This window comes from Vibrio ezurae NBRC 102218 (genome assembly GCF_000467185.1).
Lineage (GTDB): Bacteria > Pseudomonadota > Gammaproteobacteria > Enterobacterales > Vibrionaceae > Vibrio > Vibrio ezurae.
Genome location: NZ_BATM01000044.1, coordinates 24,559 through 40,397 on the forward strand (window position 1 = coordinate 24,559; position 15,839 = coordinate 40,397).

Below are 15,839 nucleotides of genomic sequence, written 5' to 3' on the forward strand. Positions count from 1 at the left end.
AGGTCGAGATTTTCTTTTGCAACTAACGTCAGGAAAGTATTGCGTTTATCGGAGTATTTATATCCGTGCCTCCAGTAAAGTATCCGGAGCTATTTACGTTTCTGAAGTACTAGTATTTATGTTGATGATATTCATAGCTTATTGATTTTTATAGAGTAGATAAGCTGGATTTGAATAAACGGTAAGGATGGTTGGCAACACACACGTCAGCAGCGAAAAGGTTTATAAGTAATACTTTTCATATTCAAATATTAATAAAAAGAATGCAGCGCCGTACATTTAGTTACATTTTCTCGTGTGCGTATTTTGCGTGGTATTTAACCGTTTTTTAGAGGAGATGATTGTGCGCGAGCAAAATATGTTGTCAAAGTAGGTCATATTCAAGGGGGGAGGGGAATAATATTTTATAACGCAGAAGTGAATCACAGATGTCTTTGAGGATTCTTGGTGAAACCCATTGTTGTTTGCTAAGTTTAAATCATACAGTGATAACAAAGGTAGCGACAATGAAAGTAAATATTCAAACACATCATGTATCCATTACCGAAGATTCACGCGTCGAGATAGAAAGTAAGTTTAGTAAGATAGAAGCTCATTTCCCACAACTTATCAGCTGCGACATTATCATTACCAAAGAACACGGCCATCATGAAGTCGAAATCTTTACCAACTACGAAGGCGTGAGAGTGTCGGCTAAATCCACCAATGATGTCATGTACCCAGCCATTACTGCGGCACTGAAAAAACTGGATGTTGGTCTGAGAAACCGTAAAGGTCAGTTGAAATCAGATTTACATGAAAAGCCAACCAGTACCAAACCTGAAATTGCCTCTGACATTATTCAAGAGATGAAACTGGTTTAACGCCCTCACTCTTCTTGTCATCTTATCGTATAGGGTCAAGTATTGAGTCTTACACTAAAGGTAATAAGCGGCGCATTGCTTATTACCTTGTAAAATACCAAGCTTGACCTATTTTATTCTTTCTTTTCTAACCCGTAAGGAAGAGACTCAAAGATCTGCGGAATGCTGTGGATGTTTGGTCCAACTGTGGGTTGATGCCAGTCCAATAGTAAAATAGCCAACAGATTGCGATGCTCTCCAAGATTGTAGTTAATGTTTCCTTTCGCGGAAGGGACCAAGCCTGCGTTTTTATCGATGGAGTGTTGGATTGCCTGACGGGTTTTGTCTACAGCAGGATCATCATCCAGCCCCGCCAGCAACAAACTGATCCCCACCTCTGAGATTACGTCTTGTTTGGTGTTGGCAATAATCGTGTCGATATTGTTTTTGAAGTAGTGGAATACCCAAGGGTGATCGCTCTCGTTTACCGAGTGTTGGTAGTAACCAGAGTCTGCAATAACAAGATGGGTCATCCCATATATTTTGTTTTCATACTGCTCTTTTGTTAACAAATGGTCTTGGTCATCAGGATAGGTTTGTTGCAAGGTTTGAGTATATAACTCAACGTAATCGCCCAGTTCTAACTGTTTCAACCAATACGCTTGATTGGCTAATTGCGCCGCCCAGGCTTGGATCATCTCTTGGTTGGAGAACAGTGCGGCAAAAGGGTAGTCCAGTAAACGTTGACGAAATAGCACATCATCTTTGTGTTTTAACCCATAGCTGTCAATGCGAGCCATATAACGCAGCAGATCCAATCCCAAATAAAAGTATTCCGGTTTATCTACAGTGGCTTGCAGTCGTCTTTGGCTACGTTCACTGTGACTTTGTCGATACTGATTTAATCTTTGTTCTGCGTACGGCGCCAATGATTTTTGCTCGGCGAGATCGTCCGCCAGCTGATTGAGCTTAATGGCGATATCTGCAATATTTTGTTGGATAAGGGTAAGATATTTCGGATCTTGTGTCTGTCTAAATAAACGTAAGCCAAAGTGTTCTTGTTTGTAGGCCGATAACGTAAAGAGATCGTGCTCGTAGGTGTGTTTGATGGTCTCAGCAGAGTTGTGGTAGGTTTCCGATGAAGAAAGGGAGTGAGATTGCCAGTAGCAACCTATACCCAATAATACACTCAGTTTACCGATGAACAGCCATCGTTTCTTTGTCATCTAAGTAAACCTTTTCAGCCCAAACTAGAAGTGATATGTCATTTTATTTTAGTTGGTATTCAAATACGTACCATAAATTTAATTGTCATATAAGCAAAAGAGTCTTTGTAAGCAAGAGTGTGTTTGGGCAAATCGGCGGCGGTTTAAAAAAAGAAGAGCGGACGATTAATTAAAGTCCAATATGTTGAATACCGCGGCTTTACACTGCTCAATATTATCCACATCTTGTGGGATCACCAGTACCGTATCGTCCCCAGCAATAGAAGCCAAAATCGAAGCGTTGGTATCAAAGTCGATAAGTCGTGCGATAAGTTGTGCACTGCCGGGTTTGGTTTTTACCACGACCATAGCCTTATTATGTTGAATGGAGTCAATTTGAGACGCAATCGAGGAATTAAAACGGATTGGGCTGCTTTCTGGTGCTAAACAATACACCTTTTTACCGACAGAGTTAGCCACTTTAATGACGCCTAGTTGGCAAAGTAAACGAGACACGGTCGATTGGCTAATACCTTCAAAACCATGCTCTATTAAGCTTCTTCTTAATTCACTCTGATTATAAAAGCTATTCTCTCTTAGGACTTGTTTACATACGCTTTCTAAGGTTTTGTCTTTATTGTGAATGCGATTTAATGTGGGGGTGTCCATAGAGCTCCTACCGTGAAAGGCTATTTAATGAGTAAACTTTGTGCGACCGGATAATAGCATTGAAACAAAAAACGGTATTTGAACAAGATCACTGAATAGAAAAAATTCTTATTTGTAATCAAGCTGTTGCATATGTTGTGTGGCATTTATTTCACTTCGAGAAATAAGTCATAGTGTCATAATCTTTCGCTATTAACCCACGTAACGTCTTACCATTAATCAAGATATTCCCCCCGAAAAACAGCAATATTCACTCATTCCATATATGCACAATTACCTTTCAATAATAAATACAACCCTTATCTCCTTTACGTTTTCTTCTATTTACGATGCAACCTGTTGTATATCTTTGACTTATTTATGAACGCATCGAGTGTCAGATGTTTTGTTTCATAACAAAGTGACACAATTATCATAAATGGAATGATTGATGTCGATATTTGGTATTTTGATCACGGAAATTTAAGCGTAACTTAACGGTATCGAAGTTATAGCCAATAAGTTTTATATGGCGAGACTTCGTGGGGATGTATAGAGAGCAGCCAAGAATCAAGTTATTACAACGAGTCATTTTCGACTGTTCTTTATATTAAGTTTAACTGCCAAATACGAGGTTTATTATGAGGCTGGATGGAATCAGCGGTGACATTCTTGTTGCTGCAAAAAGAGTTGTTCTTTGCCAAGTAGTATTAGCCGTCGGTGTAGTTTTATTTGAAGTTATTTTCGGTAATAAAGTAGATATGGAATCTGCAGCATTGGGTGTCGTTATTGCGATGTTACCACCGCTGATTGGTTTTATGTATGCAAGCCTTAAGGTTCAAAAAAATCCTAATTATAGTTTACGCGATCTTATGCAAATGAGTCGTGTAGTGAAAATCATATATACCTTTGTAATGTTTATCCTTGCATTCCGATTCTTCGGTCTGGATAACCCAGTTATTTTAGAAGCGTATGTAGTGACTATGATTGGTTATTTCTTTGCGCCGTTTATTATCGGCTCACACACATCGGAGTACGCGTAGTATGGAACATATTACTACTGCTCATGACTATATAGAGCACCACTTAACTTTCTTTACTGCAGGTGATGGTTTCTGGGCATTGAACATAGATTCTATGTTGGTGTCTTGGATCACAGGTTTACTATTCATTGGCGCTTTTCGATATGTTGTGACTAAAGGAACCAGCGGCGTTCCTGGACGTTTTCAATGTTTAATCGAAGTGATTTTCGAATTTGTAAACAATCTAGTAAAAGAGATTTTCCAAGCAGAAGATAAATTGATTGGTCCTTTGGCATTAACCACCTTTGTATGGGTGTTGTTAATGAACGCAATCGACTTACTACCTATCGATTTAATTTCACAGCTTACTCAAGCAATGGGCTTTACACACTTTAGAGACTTACCGACCGCGGATGTAAACATCCCAATGTCGATGGCACTCGGTGTATTTATCCTGTTATTAACTTACACATTTAAACACAAGGGACTGAAAGGGTTTATTAAAGAGTTAACAACTCAGCCATTTGATAATCCGCTTTTATACCCAGTTAACCTTGTACTTGAACTAGTAACGTTAATTTCAAAACCAATATCACTAGGTTTACGATTATTCGGAAACATGTACGCAGGTGAAATGATCTTCATCCTGATTGCATTAATGCCATGGTGGATGCAATGGGCACTGAGTGTTCCATGGGCACTGTTCCACATCTTAATCGTTTTCTTACAAGCATTTATTTTTATGGTTCTTACCATCGTCTACCTAGGCATGGCAACAGAAGAACACTAATTATTAACCAGAATTAATTAACAAATTTATATATCGGAGATACAAATGGATATCGTAAGCGCAGTTTTATACGTAGCAGGTGCATTGCTAATTGGTCTTGGTGCAGCGGGTGCAGCATCTGGTATCGGTAACCTAGCAGGTAAATACCTTGAAGGTGTAGCACGTCAACCTGACCTAACACCAATGCTTCGTACTCAGTTCTTCATCATGATGGGTCTTGTGGATGCGGTACCTATGATCGGTGTTGGTATCGGTCTATACATCATCTTCGCAGTAGCTTAACTCAAATTTTACAAGCTTAAAAAAGAACGATTTATAAGTATTCAAAATTTAGTTTAGTGGTGAAGGTATGAACTTAAATGCAAGCATGCTCGGACAAGCAATTTCATTCGTGATCTTTGTTTGGCTATGTATGAAATATGTATGGCCACCTCTCACAGCGATGTTAGACGAGCGCCAAAAAGAAATTGCTGAAGGCCTACGCCATTCAGAAAATGCAGCTAAAGAGCTAGAAATAGCCAAAGCAAACGGTGCTCAAATCATCGAAGATGCGAAACGCAATGTGACTGAAATGGTAGAGCAAGGCAACAAACGCCGTAGCGAAATCATCAGCTTAGCTCAGCAAGAAGCTGAACAAGAAAAAGCACGCATCTTAGAACAAGGTAGAGCCGAACTAGAAGGCGAGCGTCAAAAATTACGTCAAGAACTTCAGGCGAAAATGGCAGACGCAGTAATTGAAAGTGCACAGAAGTTGATTAGTAAGAACCTGGATTCTGAAGCGAACCGAGCTCTAGTTGATCAATTGATAAGTGAAATCTAAGCGGAGGCAATATGTCAGAGTACACAAGTATTGCTCATCCCTACGCCAAAGCATCGTTTGACTTTGCTTTGAGCGAAAATAAGTTACAAGAATGGCAACAAATGCTGTCAATTCTTGTAGCGGTGGCAGAAGAAGAAACTATCGCAAGTGAGATTTCTTCAGCGCAAGGTGCAGGTGCACAACAAGCCGAAACACTGGCTGACATCATGATTGAGGTTTGCCAAGGACTTGTTGATGAACACGTTATCAACCTGATTAAAGTTCTGGCAGAAAATGGCCGTCTTTCAGTTGTCAAAGAGTTGTACGACCTGTTTACCGAGCTAAAGGATGAACATGAACGTGTTATCCCTGTGACTGTCACAAGCTCAGAATCACTTACACAAGAGCAAGTCGCGTCATTGACTGCCGCACTTGAGAAAAAATTAGAGCGTCGAGTTGAACTAGAGCAAGTGCTCGATAACACGATGGTAGGCGGGATTGTCGTCCAAGCAGGCGAAACAATCATCGATGGTTCAGTGAACACATCAATCAGCCGACTAGCTAGTCAACTTCACGCGAGATAGGTAACAGATATGCAATTAAATTCAAATGAAATTAGCGATCTGATCAGAGAGCGTATCGCAAAATTTAATGTGAGCACTGAAGCTCGCAATGAAGGTACTATCGTCTCTGTTCGTGATGGCATCATCACAATCAACGGTCTTGCAGACGTAATGCAAGGTGAGATGATTGAATTGCCAGGTGGTAAGTTCGCACTTGCACTTAACCTTGAGCAATACTCTGTAGGCGCCGTAGTTATGGGCCCTTACACAGACCTTTCTGAAGGTATGAAAGTAAAAGGTACTGGTCGTATCTTAGAAGTACCAGTAGGTAACGGACTGCTTGGTCGTGTGGTTAACACCCTTGGTGAGCCAATCGATGGTAAAGGCGCAATCAGCTTTGACCAACTAAACCCAGTAGAAGTTATTGCACCGGGTGTAATCGAGCGTCAATCTGTAGACCAACCAATTCAAACTGGCTATAAAGCCGTTGATACAATGGTGCCAATCGGCCGTGGTCAGCGTGAGCTAATCATCGGTGACCGTCAAACTGGTAAAACAGCAATGGCGATCGATGCAATCATTAACCAGAAAGATTCTGGCATCAAATGTGTGTATGTAGCGATTGGTCAGAAAGCATCAACTATTGCTAACGTAGTACGTAAACTTGAAGAGCACGGCGCTCTTGAGAACACTATCGTAGTAGTAGCATCAGCGTCTGAATCAGCTGCACTTCAATACCTTGCTCCTTACGCAGGTTGTACCATGGGCGAATACTTCCGTGACCGTGGTGAAGATGCACTTATCATTTATGATGATCTATCAAAACAAGCAGTAGCTTACCGTCAAATTTCGCTACTACTTAAACGTCCACCGGGCCGTGAAGCATTCCCTGGTGACGTATTCTACCTTCACTCACGCCTTCTAGAACGTGCGGCTCGTGTAAACGAAGCTTACGTTGAGAAATTCACTAACGGTGAAGTGAAAGGTAAAACAGGTTCTCTAACTGCTCTACCAATCATCGAAACCCAAGCGGGTGACGTATCAGCGTTCGTACCAACTAACGTAATCTCAATCACAGATGGTCAGATTTTCCTTCAGACTCAACTGTTTAACTCAGGTTTACGTCCAGCGGTTGATCCAGGTATCTCTGTATCACGTGTTGGTGGTGCTGCTCAAAGCAAGATCATCAAGAAACTGTCTGGTGGTATCCGTACTGCATTGGCTCAATACCGTGAATTGGCAGCGTTTGCACAGTTCTCTTCTGACCTAGATGAGACAACTCGTAAGCAGCTTGACCATGGTGAGCGCGTAACTGAACTGATGAAACAGAAACAGTACGCACCAATGTCTGTTGCAGCTCAAGCTGTGGTTATCTTCTCTGCTGAGAAAGGTTACTTGGCTGACGTTGAACTCTCTAAAATCGGCTACTTCGAACAAGAGTTGTTGGCTTACGCAAACAGCCAAAACCCAGAGTTGATGGCAACTATCAACGCTACGGGTGACTACAACGACGAAATCGAAGCGGGTTTACACGAGATACTGAAAGGCTTTATTTCAGTCCAGTCATTATAAAAGCTCTGGTTTGTTGACTAGAAATCGAAACAAATAGGAGCAGATAATGGCAAATACTAAAGAGATTCGCACCAAGATAGGCAGTGTTGGTAACACTCAGAAAATCACCAGTGCAATGGAGATGGTTGCGGCAAGTAAGATGCGTAAAGTTCAAGACCATATGGAGCAAACTCGCCCATATGCTGAGAACATGCGTCAGGTTATCTCTCATGTCGCGTCGGGTTCGTTGGAATACCAACACCCGTACCTTCAACAGCGTGAACCAAAACGTGTTGCGTACATCATCATTTCATCTGACCGCGGCTTATGTGGCGGCTTGAACAACAACCTGTTCAAGAAAGTGTTAGATGACATGCAGAAATGGCGCGCGAAGGGAGTAGAAGTCGATACCACATTGATTGGTTCAAAGGCGATTAACTTCTTCCAACGAGCTGGTAACGTCGTAGCGCAAACTGCTGGCCTAGGTGATACTCCTAAACTGGAAGATATCTTAGGTACTGTGAACGCGATGCTGGGACACTATGATGAAGGTAAGATCGACAGTTTGTATTTGGTTTACAACAAGTTCGTCAACACCATGGTGCAAGACCCAACGACAGTACAATTGCTGCCACACCCGTCAGATGTAGAAGCAGATGCAAGTGCTAAACAAGCACGCCGCTGGGACTACATCTACGAGCAAGCACCAAAAGACATTCTCTCTGAATTGTTACACCGCTACGTAGAGTCGCAAGTGTACCAAGGCATCGTAGAGAGCATCGCGTGTGAGCAAGCAGCCCGAATGGTAGCCATGAAAGCGGCCACCGACAACGCTGGTCAACTGATTGACAACCTACAGTTGATTTACAACAAAGCGCGTCAGGCTGCCATAACCCAAGAACTGAGCGAAATCGTTTCAGGCGCCCAAGCGGTATAGGGTTCGGAAAAGAATTTGAGGATTTAGACATGAGTGTTGGTAAAATAGTAAAAGTGATCGGTGCGGTGGTGGATGTCGAATTCAGCCACAACAACGGTCCTCGCGTTTATGACGCATTGACAGTATTAGGCGACGATGTAGGTTCGCTAGTATTAGAAGTTCAACAACAAATGGGCGGCGGTATCGTTCGCTGTATCGCAATGGGTACCTCTGACGGTCTACGTCGTGGCCTTGAAGTTGAGAACACTGGCTCTCCAATCACAGTACCTGTAGGTGAAGAAACGCTTGGTCGTATCATGAACGTACTAGGTCACCCTATCGATGAATGTGGTGAGATTGGTCAGAAAGAAAACTACGAGATTCACCGTGCTGCACCTTCTTATGAAGATCAAGCAAACAGCACTGAGCTACTAGAGACTGGCGTTAAGGTTATCGACCTTATCTGTCCATTCGCTAAAGGTGGTAAAATCGGTCTGTTCGGTGGTGCGGGTGTAGGTAAAACCGTAAACATGATGGAGCTTATCAACAACATCGCGAAAGCTCACTCAGGTTTATCAGTATTTACTGGTGTTGGTGAACGTACTCGTGAAGGTAATGACTTCTACTACGAAATGAAAGAAGCCGGCGTTCTAGACAAAGTTGCCATGGTTTACGGCCAAATGAACGAGCCACCAGGAAACCGTCTACGTGTAGCGCTTACTGGTCTTACAATGGCTGAGCGTTTCCGTGATGAAGGTCGTGACGTACTGCTATTCATCGATAACATCTACCGTTACACACTTGCGGGTACAGAAGTATCAGCACTGCTAGGTCGTATGCCTTCAGCGGTAGGTTACCAGCCAACACTGGCTGAAGAGATGGGTGTTCTGCAAGAGCGTATCACTTCAACTCGCCAAGGTTCTATCACTTCAATCCAAGCGGTATACGTACCTGCGGATGACTTGACTGACCCATCGCCAGCAACCACGTTTGCTCACTTGGATGCAACCGTTGTATTGTCTCGTAACATCGCAGCGCTAGGTCTTTACCCAGCAATCGATCCACTAGACTCAACTTCTCGTCAGCTAGATCCTCTAGTTGTTGGTGAAGAGCACTACAACATTGCGCAAAAAGTTCAAACTACGCTACAACGTTATAAAGAACTTAAAGATATCATCGCTATCCTAGGTATGGATGAGCTATCTCAAGAAGATAAGCAAACTGTATCTCGTGCTCGTAAGATTGAACGTTTCCTAACTCAGCCTTACCACGTAGCGGAAGTATTTACTGGTCAGAAAGGTGTATTCGTACCTCTAAGCGAAACACTGTCAGGCTTTAAAGGCTTGCTAGACGGTCAATACGACGATATCCCAGAACAAGCATTCTTGTACTGTGGTTCTATCGACGAAGTGCTTGAAAAAGCGAAATCTATCTAAGAGGCAGAGTGCATTATGGCTATCGGAGTTACAGAGAATACATTTCAACTTAACATCGTAAGTGCGGAAGGTACGCTGTTTTCAGGGCCTGCACATGCCCTTGCGGTTTCAGGCGCTGACGGTGAGCTGGGTATTCGCCCAGGTCACTCGCCACTTCTTAGCAAAATCAAGCCAGGGGTAACCGTGTTTGTTACTGGCGAGAAACAAGAAGAGCAAGTGCTTTATGTTTCTGGCGGCTTAGTGGAAGTGCAACCTGATGTAGTGACTGTTCTAGCGGATACTGCCCTACACGGTAAAGATATTGACCGTGCTCGCGCAGAAGAAGCAAAACGTGCTGCATTAGAAAACATCAACAAAGGCGATATGGACGCTAACTTTGCTCAAGCTCAGCTTGAACTAGCGAAAGCCATTGCCCAGTTACGTGCAGTAGAGCTAACCGGCTCACGCTCTCGTCACTAAATGATGTAAAAGGAGCCTTCGGGCTCCTATATACCAACTTGAATGTTCATTTAGGTTGGTATCAGTTATATGCTGACTTGTCCCTAGAATAAGCGACAGGTTAGGCTCCCTAAGTAAGCAGTGAAGCGTAAGACTTACCACAGGGAATACCGGTTCTTTTAGCAGAGAAACTTCAGAACAGTAGTAGTTCTGATCCCCTAAGGCCTCAGGTGACTCACCCTCTCTCTGAGGCTCTTTCCTTTCTGAAATACACGATAAACACAAATATTTACACCGACCTTATTATGACCAAATCTATTTTTGTATCCGGTCATAAGACATGAGTTGCGTATGTTGTATTAGATGCTAATGGCTTGTTTATAGAGTGATTTCTGCACTTGTAGCGCAAAATATTGAGCCAGAGCTTATGTGGTTAAAGTGATGAAGGGGAGAAGGGATAAGTTAAAAAAACATCGATATAGACTAAATTAAAGCCTTTACAGCCTGATAAATTAGTGTAGTATCCAATTTCACTCTGTGATTCAGAGTTATTAATGAAATATAAAGTAAAAGCAAAACCCTCAGAATTCCTTCGTTTGTGTAGTCATCCTCAGTGTTTCCTTAGCTTCATCGTAGCATTAAATAATTCAAAATTTCAGCGTCTCGCAATTTCGCGAATAAATATGATTTTAAAAATAAGGGACACATTATGTCTAACAAAACTACTGGTATCGTAAAATGGTTTAACGAAGAGAAAGGTTTTGGTTTCCTAACTCAAGACAATGGCGGCCAGGACGTATTCGTTCACTTCCGTGCTATCGCTTCTGAAGGTTTCAAAACTCTAGCTGAAGGCCAAAAAGTGTCTTTCACAGTTGAGCAAGGTCAAAAAGGCCTTCAAGCTGCTGACGTTGTAGCTATCTAAGTTTTAGTCGGCGTAGACGGTCTGTGATCGTCTACGCTAACTTTTCGTTGCACACCTATTAGTCATTTATATCGTAACATCGCAAGTAAAAACCCGTCACACATCTGCAAGCTGTAAATGTTCGTCTCGTTAGTTATTTTCTTCGCTACATCAATATAAATAAAATCTTATCCACCCCGTCAATTTCAGTCAGCATTATTGCGTCTGAAAAAAGAGGACCCTAAATTATTTAAGGAGAGTTATGTCTCGTTCTATTGGACGCAAGCGTTTTTGGTTTCAAAAACTGCGTATTCAAACCAGCACTAAATTTAAAAAAGCCAGCTAATTATCACTCTTAGCCTATTGTAACAATGTGAACTCAAGTCGTTTTCGTGATCCAGAACGCTTTGAGTTAATATTTTAGTTTCCCCTTTCTTTATCTCTCTTATTGAAATCCTATCTAGCCATTGATGTGCATGTAAGTGCCTATAAAGTGGTGAGTTATACGTAAATTCCTTGAATTCATTGGCGTCAGGTATTAATTTAGCTGCCAACAGTAAATGCCAAGAAGAATTACAATGACTACAGAAAATAATCAAAGTCAGTCATGGGCTCAGCCTATGCCACAGCAACAATTCGAATTTATGTCTAAAGTACTCTCTGCACCTTCGCCAATTGGCTTTGAAGCTGCAATGAGTTACGGCATTATCAAACCAGAGTTTGAATCTTTCATGCCACAAGGCTGGGGTATCCATCAATTTAAAGGCAACGCGAGCATTGTGTTCGATTCTCATCCGGGCCGTGATGATCTAACCAGCGTTATGATCGTGGGTCATGCGGATAAAATCCGTATGCAAGTTCGTAAAATTGATGCCGATGGTAAAGTATGGATCAATACCGACTCTTTCTTGCCGACCACATTGATTGGTCACGAAGTACAAGTATTCTGTCAAGATCCTGACAATATTGGATCTTACAAAACGATCAAAGGCGCAACCGTTGAAGCGCTTGGTGCGATTCACTTTTCTACTCCAGCGCAACGTAGCGGTACTCAGGGCATTAAACCTGAATCTATCTACCTAGAACTACAAATGCACGGTGAAGACCGTAAAGCGCAAGTTGAGGCACTAGGTTTGCGCGTGGGTGACCCAATCTTGCTAGACCGCCCTATTAAACGTGGCGTGGCGGCAGACACGTTCTACGGCGCTTACCTTGATAACGGTCTAGGTTGTTTCTCTGTGACTGAAATTGCACGTACTCTCGCGGCAGAAGGTCTAGATAACGTTCGCGTGCTTTACACTATCGCGACTCATGAAGAGATTGGTCGTTTTGGTTCAACACAAGTAGTGGGTGAGCTAAAACCTGACATCTTGATTGCAACTGACGTTAATCATGACTACGAAGCGGCGCCAGGCATTGGCAGTCGTAACATGAACCCATTGAAAATGGGCGCAGGCTTTACCATTGGACGCGGCTCAGTATCATCTGAATACTTAGTACAAACTATGGATACCCTATGTCGTGAAAAAGGCATTCCATGCCAGCTAGACTTCTCTGGCCGTGATATGGGTACAGACGGTATGGCGGCAGCGCTTGCTGGCGTAGACAGCGCGGCAATTACGATTGGTTATCCTATCCGTAATATGCACACTTCATCAGAATCTGCGCATACAGGTGATTTGCTCGCCTCTATCGAAGCGATCACTGAGCTACTTCGTCACTTCAATAGCATGAATGACAGCAAGGGCATTAGCCGTGATGATCTGAAAAACAGCCATATCCGATTAGATAATGCATAGTATATAAATCTAAGCTTATAGGTGGTAAAAAGCCGTCCTAAATCTTATGTTAGTTAGGACGGCTTTAAACAAGTGGCCACTGTATGTTTTAAAACCAAGGTGGCTACCTAAGTTTGGCATTGAAGACTATCTCAAGTTACTCTGTGATTTTTTAAGTGGTCAAAATTTTATTGGGTTTTAATAGACCTCACTATTTTGTGAGCGAAGAGTTCTAGACCTTTTTTACTCATGATGCTTATTCTTATCCATGACAAGATTAATTATAAGTAGGCGTACAGTTTTCTGAAAGCTCACAATAAATCGTAGAGTCGATAATTTTATTACTTCAAAACGCTTAAATCAGTTGCAGCAAGGTAATCTTCTCGAAAAACTTCGGATATTAACATTTTTTCAGGTATTTTCAGTCGTAATACTGTCCCTGAGCGAATAATAATTTTACTTATTGGGCTGTTAATAAATGTTATATCGCCTTTTTTTAAGGTAATTCCTGATCCTAGTATTGGGGCATTGTTTACTTTTATACCTTTGACTGTTTCGTATCCGAATATAGTCAGATTCTTACCTAGATGTGAGATAGTTTCTTTAAATTTGATTTCTACTAATATTTGTCTAGATTTAACAATGCTTCTTAGTTGTTCAACTTTGTCTTTTACTGAAGAAGAAAAGACCCATTCATTTAATATTGGTTCCCACTTTCCACCTAATCGTAGACATTCTTTGTAGGTGACTGTGTTCTTCCTCCCTGCCTTTAAAGTACAGATCTCTATTGAGTGTTGCTGTGATAGTGGGAGGGTAAGCTTGAAGACAGCGTCATGTGCAAAATGCACATACCTATCAGTGATCTCTTCAACATGTAATCGGTGCTTCCCTAAAGATAGCCCTTTGCTGTAATCATCAATAATAATACGGCAATGGCTTTTACCGTCTACGCTACAGCGGAAGTACTTTTCTCCTCTCTCCAATATTTCAAAATTACGCATTAATTTGAATCCTGATTTTCAGTTTGTGTTTGTTTTACAAATGCTGCATCGTCAGTTATTTCATCTACTTGAATGTGTTTGTTACCGATAATTGATTTAATACGCGCTCCCATAGGGTTTTCAAATGCTTGCCCTTGAGAAATTATCTTATTCACAGCTTGATCATGGTGTGTTTCAGTAGAAGCCTGAACATGTCGGCTGATTTCCTGTTGCCTTTCTTCAAGTGTTATATCCATATCATGGAAAATAACATCTCTAAACCACTGAATGTATTTACGATTGAATTCCCGCTCAAAGTTTTTCTCAGGTAAACTTCTAACTTCCCTCATTTTGTGTTTTTTTACAAACAACTCGACACGATCTAGCTTATTTATAGGTACGGGAGCATGAAAAAGATGCTGTCGTGCCTGATACATTACTTCTTTCGTTGGTGAGTTTGCTAATTGCTTCAGCCTGATTAATGATGGAGGCCACTCACGATCTTCGTCTAAACGTTCAAGTAGGTTAGCCTGAAGGCGAGCAAATGAGTCAGGGGTTAAATCGGCAGCGAAGTGCATAAAGTGACTATCAGGTTCTTCGCCAAAGTAATGCTTCATTTTTGAATCAAATGCTTGCATCAGCATAGCCCAAACGCGCAGTATCTGTTCACTTTTACCCAGCCTGTGGTACTCATCAAGTACTTTCTGAGAATTAGGATTTGTTAAACCACGACGATTAGACACATTATGCCTAGTTTCTAAAGCCCTATTTTGGCCTGCATTCTGTCGCCTATAACTAGGAGCATTGGATTCCCTTACTTTTCCTAATGAGGATTGCTTTGACTGCTTTCCTGCTCTGGCTAAATGCTCTTCAAATGACGAGCCTATAACGTCACTAATTTTTTTTATTTTGTCTCGTTCATTATTCATCATGAATCACTTAGTAATATTTAAAGTAAATAAAAGGTTAAGGTTATAGTGAGCCTATTAACCATCAAATTCGTCACTAGGATAATAATCCTTGAATTTTTCCTCAAATTCACTCATAGCTGATTGTTTAGCTGGTCGGGAAAACGAATTATTACCAGTATTGGCAAGTCGAGATTGTTTATAGAAATTAATTTTCTGGTGTAGTCGGTTAATTAATTGGCTAAGAGTAAAAATTTCTTCTCCGGATTTATGTACGTCTTGAACCAAAGATTGCCAGATCTCAGTATTTCCGCCCACTCCCATTTTGAACAAGAGCCCTTCAGCCCAGTCATGTATCTCTGCCTCATGAACCTGCCATATGTGGTAAGTCTTTTCTTTCGCCGATTTGTCTAGAGGAGTAATTTGCGATCTTTGTCCTCGATTTAATCTACTTTTTTGCGGTCGTTTGTGAAAGTTTTCTCTTTGCGTTTGTGCTTGAGCATATAAATCAGGCAATACTGGAGCCGATTGTTGAGAAATCATCAAATTATTATCTAGGTGTAAGCTCCCAGAAAGGTTGTCACTATGATTATAAGTACGGTGATTATTCAAATTAACTAGTTTACTTTGATTGCTAGAAAGGTGATGGAGTATGGTATTAATAGCCCCATTACTCATACCTGTTAGAGATTGAAGTTCTGCATATGTGGTTTGGAAGTTGCCGTTTCTATCAGCAAGTTCGGCTAATGCCAGCAACACAAGTTTACTTTCACCAACAACTAACTTTAGACTCCAAACCATACTGGTTATCTTGCTTGACATGCTGTAATCCTCTAACGCTTTCTTTGTTGAATTATCGTTGAGTCGGCAAAGATTAGCAATGGGTTGTGCTCTATTGGTTTTTGCTTTTTCCTATGCAATGAACAGATTGCTTAAAAGATTGATGATGTACTTTTATCTGCTACGCTGTCATCATCGTTGTGTGAAGAAAACATGGAAATAGATATTTGACCGTTATTTCTAACAATTTGATCGTAGAGGATGATCAACCCTTTTTGACCT

The 15,839-nt window shown here is 41.4% G+C and carries 17 protein-coding genes; 12 read left to right on the plus strand and 5 right to left on the minus strand.

The features are described 5' to 3' along the window. Positions 1 to 506: 506 nt before the first annotated feature. Positions 507 to 863, plus strand: a complete 357-nt coding sequence (hpf, locus tag VEZ01S_RS13050; protein WP_021714517.1) for a ribosome hibernation-promoting factor, HPF/YfiA family — start codon at positions 507 to 509, stop codon at positions 861 to 863. A 113-nt stretch (positions 864 to 976) separates the two neighbouring features. Here the strand turns inward: hpf and VEZ01S_RS13055 are convergent, their stop codons facing one another. Both VEZ01S_RS13055 and VEZ01S_RS13060 read right to left on the minus strand, forming a co-directional pair. After that, positions 977 to 2,068, minus strand: a complete 1,092-nt coding sequence (locus VEZ01S_RS13055; RefSeq protein ID WP_021714518.1) for a DUF3541 domain-containing protein — start codon at positions 2,066 to 2,068, stop codon at positions 977 to 979. A gap of 165 nt (positions 2,069 to 2,233) precedes the next feature. Continuing rightward, on the minus strand, positions 2,234 to 2,716 hold the full coding sequence (locus VEZ01S_RS13060; protein ID WP_021714519.1) for an arginine repressor: 483 nt from the start codon (positions 2,714 to 2,716) through the stop codon (positions 2,234 to 2,236). A gap of 620 nt (positions 2,717 to 3,336) precedes the next feature. Between VEZ01S_RS13060 and VEZ01S_RS13065 the strand changes: the two genes are divergently transcribed. From VEZ01S_RS13065 to VEZ01S_RS13115, 11 genes are all read left to right on the plus strand, one after another. Next, complete coding sequence (locus VEZ01S_RS13065; protein WP_021714520.1) at positions 3,337 to 3,738, plus strand: ATP synthase subunit I; 402 nt, start codon at positions 3,337 to 3,339, stop codon at positions 3,736 to 3,738. A gap of 1 nt (position 3,739) precedes the next feature. Continuing rightward, the gene (gene atpB, locus VEZ01S_RS13070) at positions 3,740 to 4,507 is read left to right on the plus strand and encodes a F0F1 ATP synthase subunit A (RefSeq protein WP_021714521.1); all 768 of its coding nucleotides are present in this window, start codon (positions 3,740 to 3,742) and stop codon (positions 4,505 to 4,507) included. Between the two features lie 45 nt (positions 4,508 to 4,552). Further along, the gene (gene atpE / locus VEZ01S_RS13075) at positions 4,553 to 4,789 is read left to right on the plus strand and encodes a F0F1 ATP synthase subunit C (RefSeq protein ID WP_004730405.1); all 237 of its coding nucleotides are present in this window, start codon (positions 4,553 to 4,555) and stop codon (positions 4,787 to 4,789) included. A 67-nt stretch (positions 4,790 to 4,856) separates the two neighbouring features. Continuing rightward, the gene (locus VEZ01S_RS13080; protein WP_021714522.1) at positions 4,857 to 5,327 is read left to right on the plus strand and encodes a F0F1 ATP synthase subunit B; all 471 of its coding nucleotides are present in this window, start codon (positions 4,857 to 4,859) and stop codon (positions 5,325 to 5,327) included. Between the two features lie 11 nt (positions 5,328 to 5,338). Further along, positions 5,339 to 5,890, plus strand: a complete 552-nt coding sequence (locus VEZ01S_RS13085) for a F0F1 ATP synthase subunit delta (RefSeq protein WP_021714523.1) — start codon at positions 5,339 to 5,341, stop codon at positions 5,888 to 5,890. A gap of 9 nt (positions 5,891 to 5,899) precedes the next feature. Beyond that, on the plus strand, positions 5,900 to 7,441 hold the full coding sequence (gene atpA, locus VEZ01S_RS13090; RefSeq protein WP_021714524.1) for a F0F1 ATP synthase subunit alpha: 1,542 nt from the start codon (positions 5,900 to 5,902) through the stop codon (positions 7,439 to 7,441). Positions 7,442 to 7,487: 46 nt separating this feature from the next. Then, on the plus strand, positions 7,488 to 8,357 hold the full coding sequence (atpG, locus tag VEZ01S_RS13095) for a F0F1 ATP synthase subunit gamma (protein WP_021714525.1): 870 nt from the start codon (positions 7,488 to 7,490) through the stop codon (positions 8,355 to 8,357). A gap of 29 nt (positions 8,358 to 8,386) precedes the next feature. After that, the gene (gene atpD / locus VEZ01S_RS13100) at positions 8,387 to 9,772 is read left to right on the plus strand and encodes a F0F1 ATP synthase subunit beta (protein WP_021714526.1); all 1,386 of its coding nucleotides are present in this window, start codon (positions 8,387 to 8,389) and stop codon (positions 9,770 to 9,772) included. A 15-nt stretch (positions 9,773 to 9,787) separates the two neighbouring features. After that, a complete protein-coding gene (locus VEZ01S_RS13105) occupies positions 9,788 to 10,231 on the plus strand; it encodes a F0F1 ATP synthase subunit epsilon (RefSeq protein ID WP_021714527.1) in 444 nt (147 codons plus the stop codon). Positions 10,232 to 10,919: 688 nt separating this feature from the next. Then, positions 10,920 to 11,132: a transcription antiterminator/RNA stability regulator CspE gene (cspE, locus tag VEZ01S_RS13110; protein WP_021714528.1), complete on the plus strand. Its 213-nt coding sequence runs from the start codon at positions 10,920 to 10,922 to the stop codon at positions 11,130 to 11,132. A gap of 557 nt (positions 11,133 to 11,689) precedes the next feature. After that, entirely contained in the window at positions 11,690 to 12,910 is a 1,221-nt protein-coding gene (locus VEZ01S_RS13115; protein WP_021714529.1) for a M20/M25/M40 family metallo-hydrolase, read from the plus strand. 320 nt (positions 12,911 to 13,230) lie between these two features. Here the strand turns inward: VEZ01S_RS13115 and VEZ01S_RS13120 are convergent, their stop codons facing one another. Genes VEZ01S_RS13120 through VEZ01S_RS13130 form a run of 3 tightly spaced genes read right to left on the minus strand, consistent with a single transcriptional unit; the run spans position 13,231 to position 15,599 of the window. Beyond that, positions 13,231 to 13,890: a hypothetical protein gene (locus VEZ01S_RS13120; RefSeq protein ID WP_021714530.1), complete on the minus strand. Its 660-nt coding sequence runs from the start codon at positions 13,888 to 13,890 to the stop codon at positions 13,231 to 13,233. Next, on the minus strand, positions 13,890 to 14,801 hold the full coding sequence (locus VEZ01S_RS13125) for a hypothetical protein (RefSeq protein ID WP_156896023.1): 912 nt from the start codon (positions 14,799 to 14,801) through the stop codon (positions 13,890 to 13,892). Before VEZ01S_RS13125 ends, VEZ01S_RS13120 begins: the two co-directional genes overlap by 1 nt. A 54-nt stretch (positions 14,802 to 14,855) precedes the next feature. Beyond that, the gene (locus VEZ01S_RS13130; protein WP_021714532.1) at positions 14,856 to 15,599 is read right to left on the minus strand and encodes a hypothetical protein; all 744 of its coding nucleotides are present in this window, start codon (positions 15,597 to 15,599) and stop codon (positions 14,856 to 14,858) included. Positions 15,600 to 15,839: the final 240 nt, after the last annotated feature.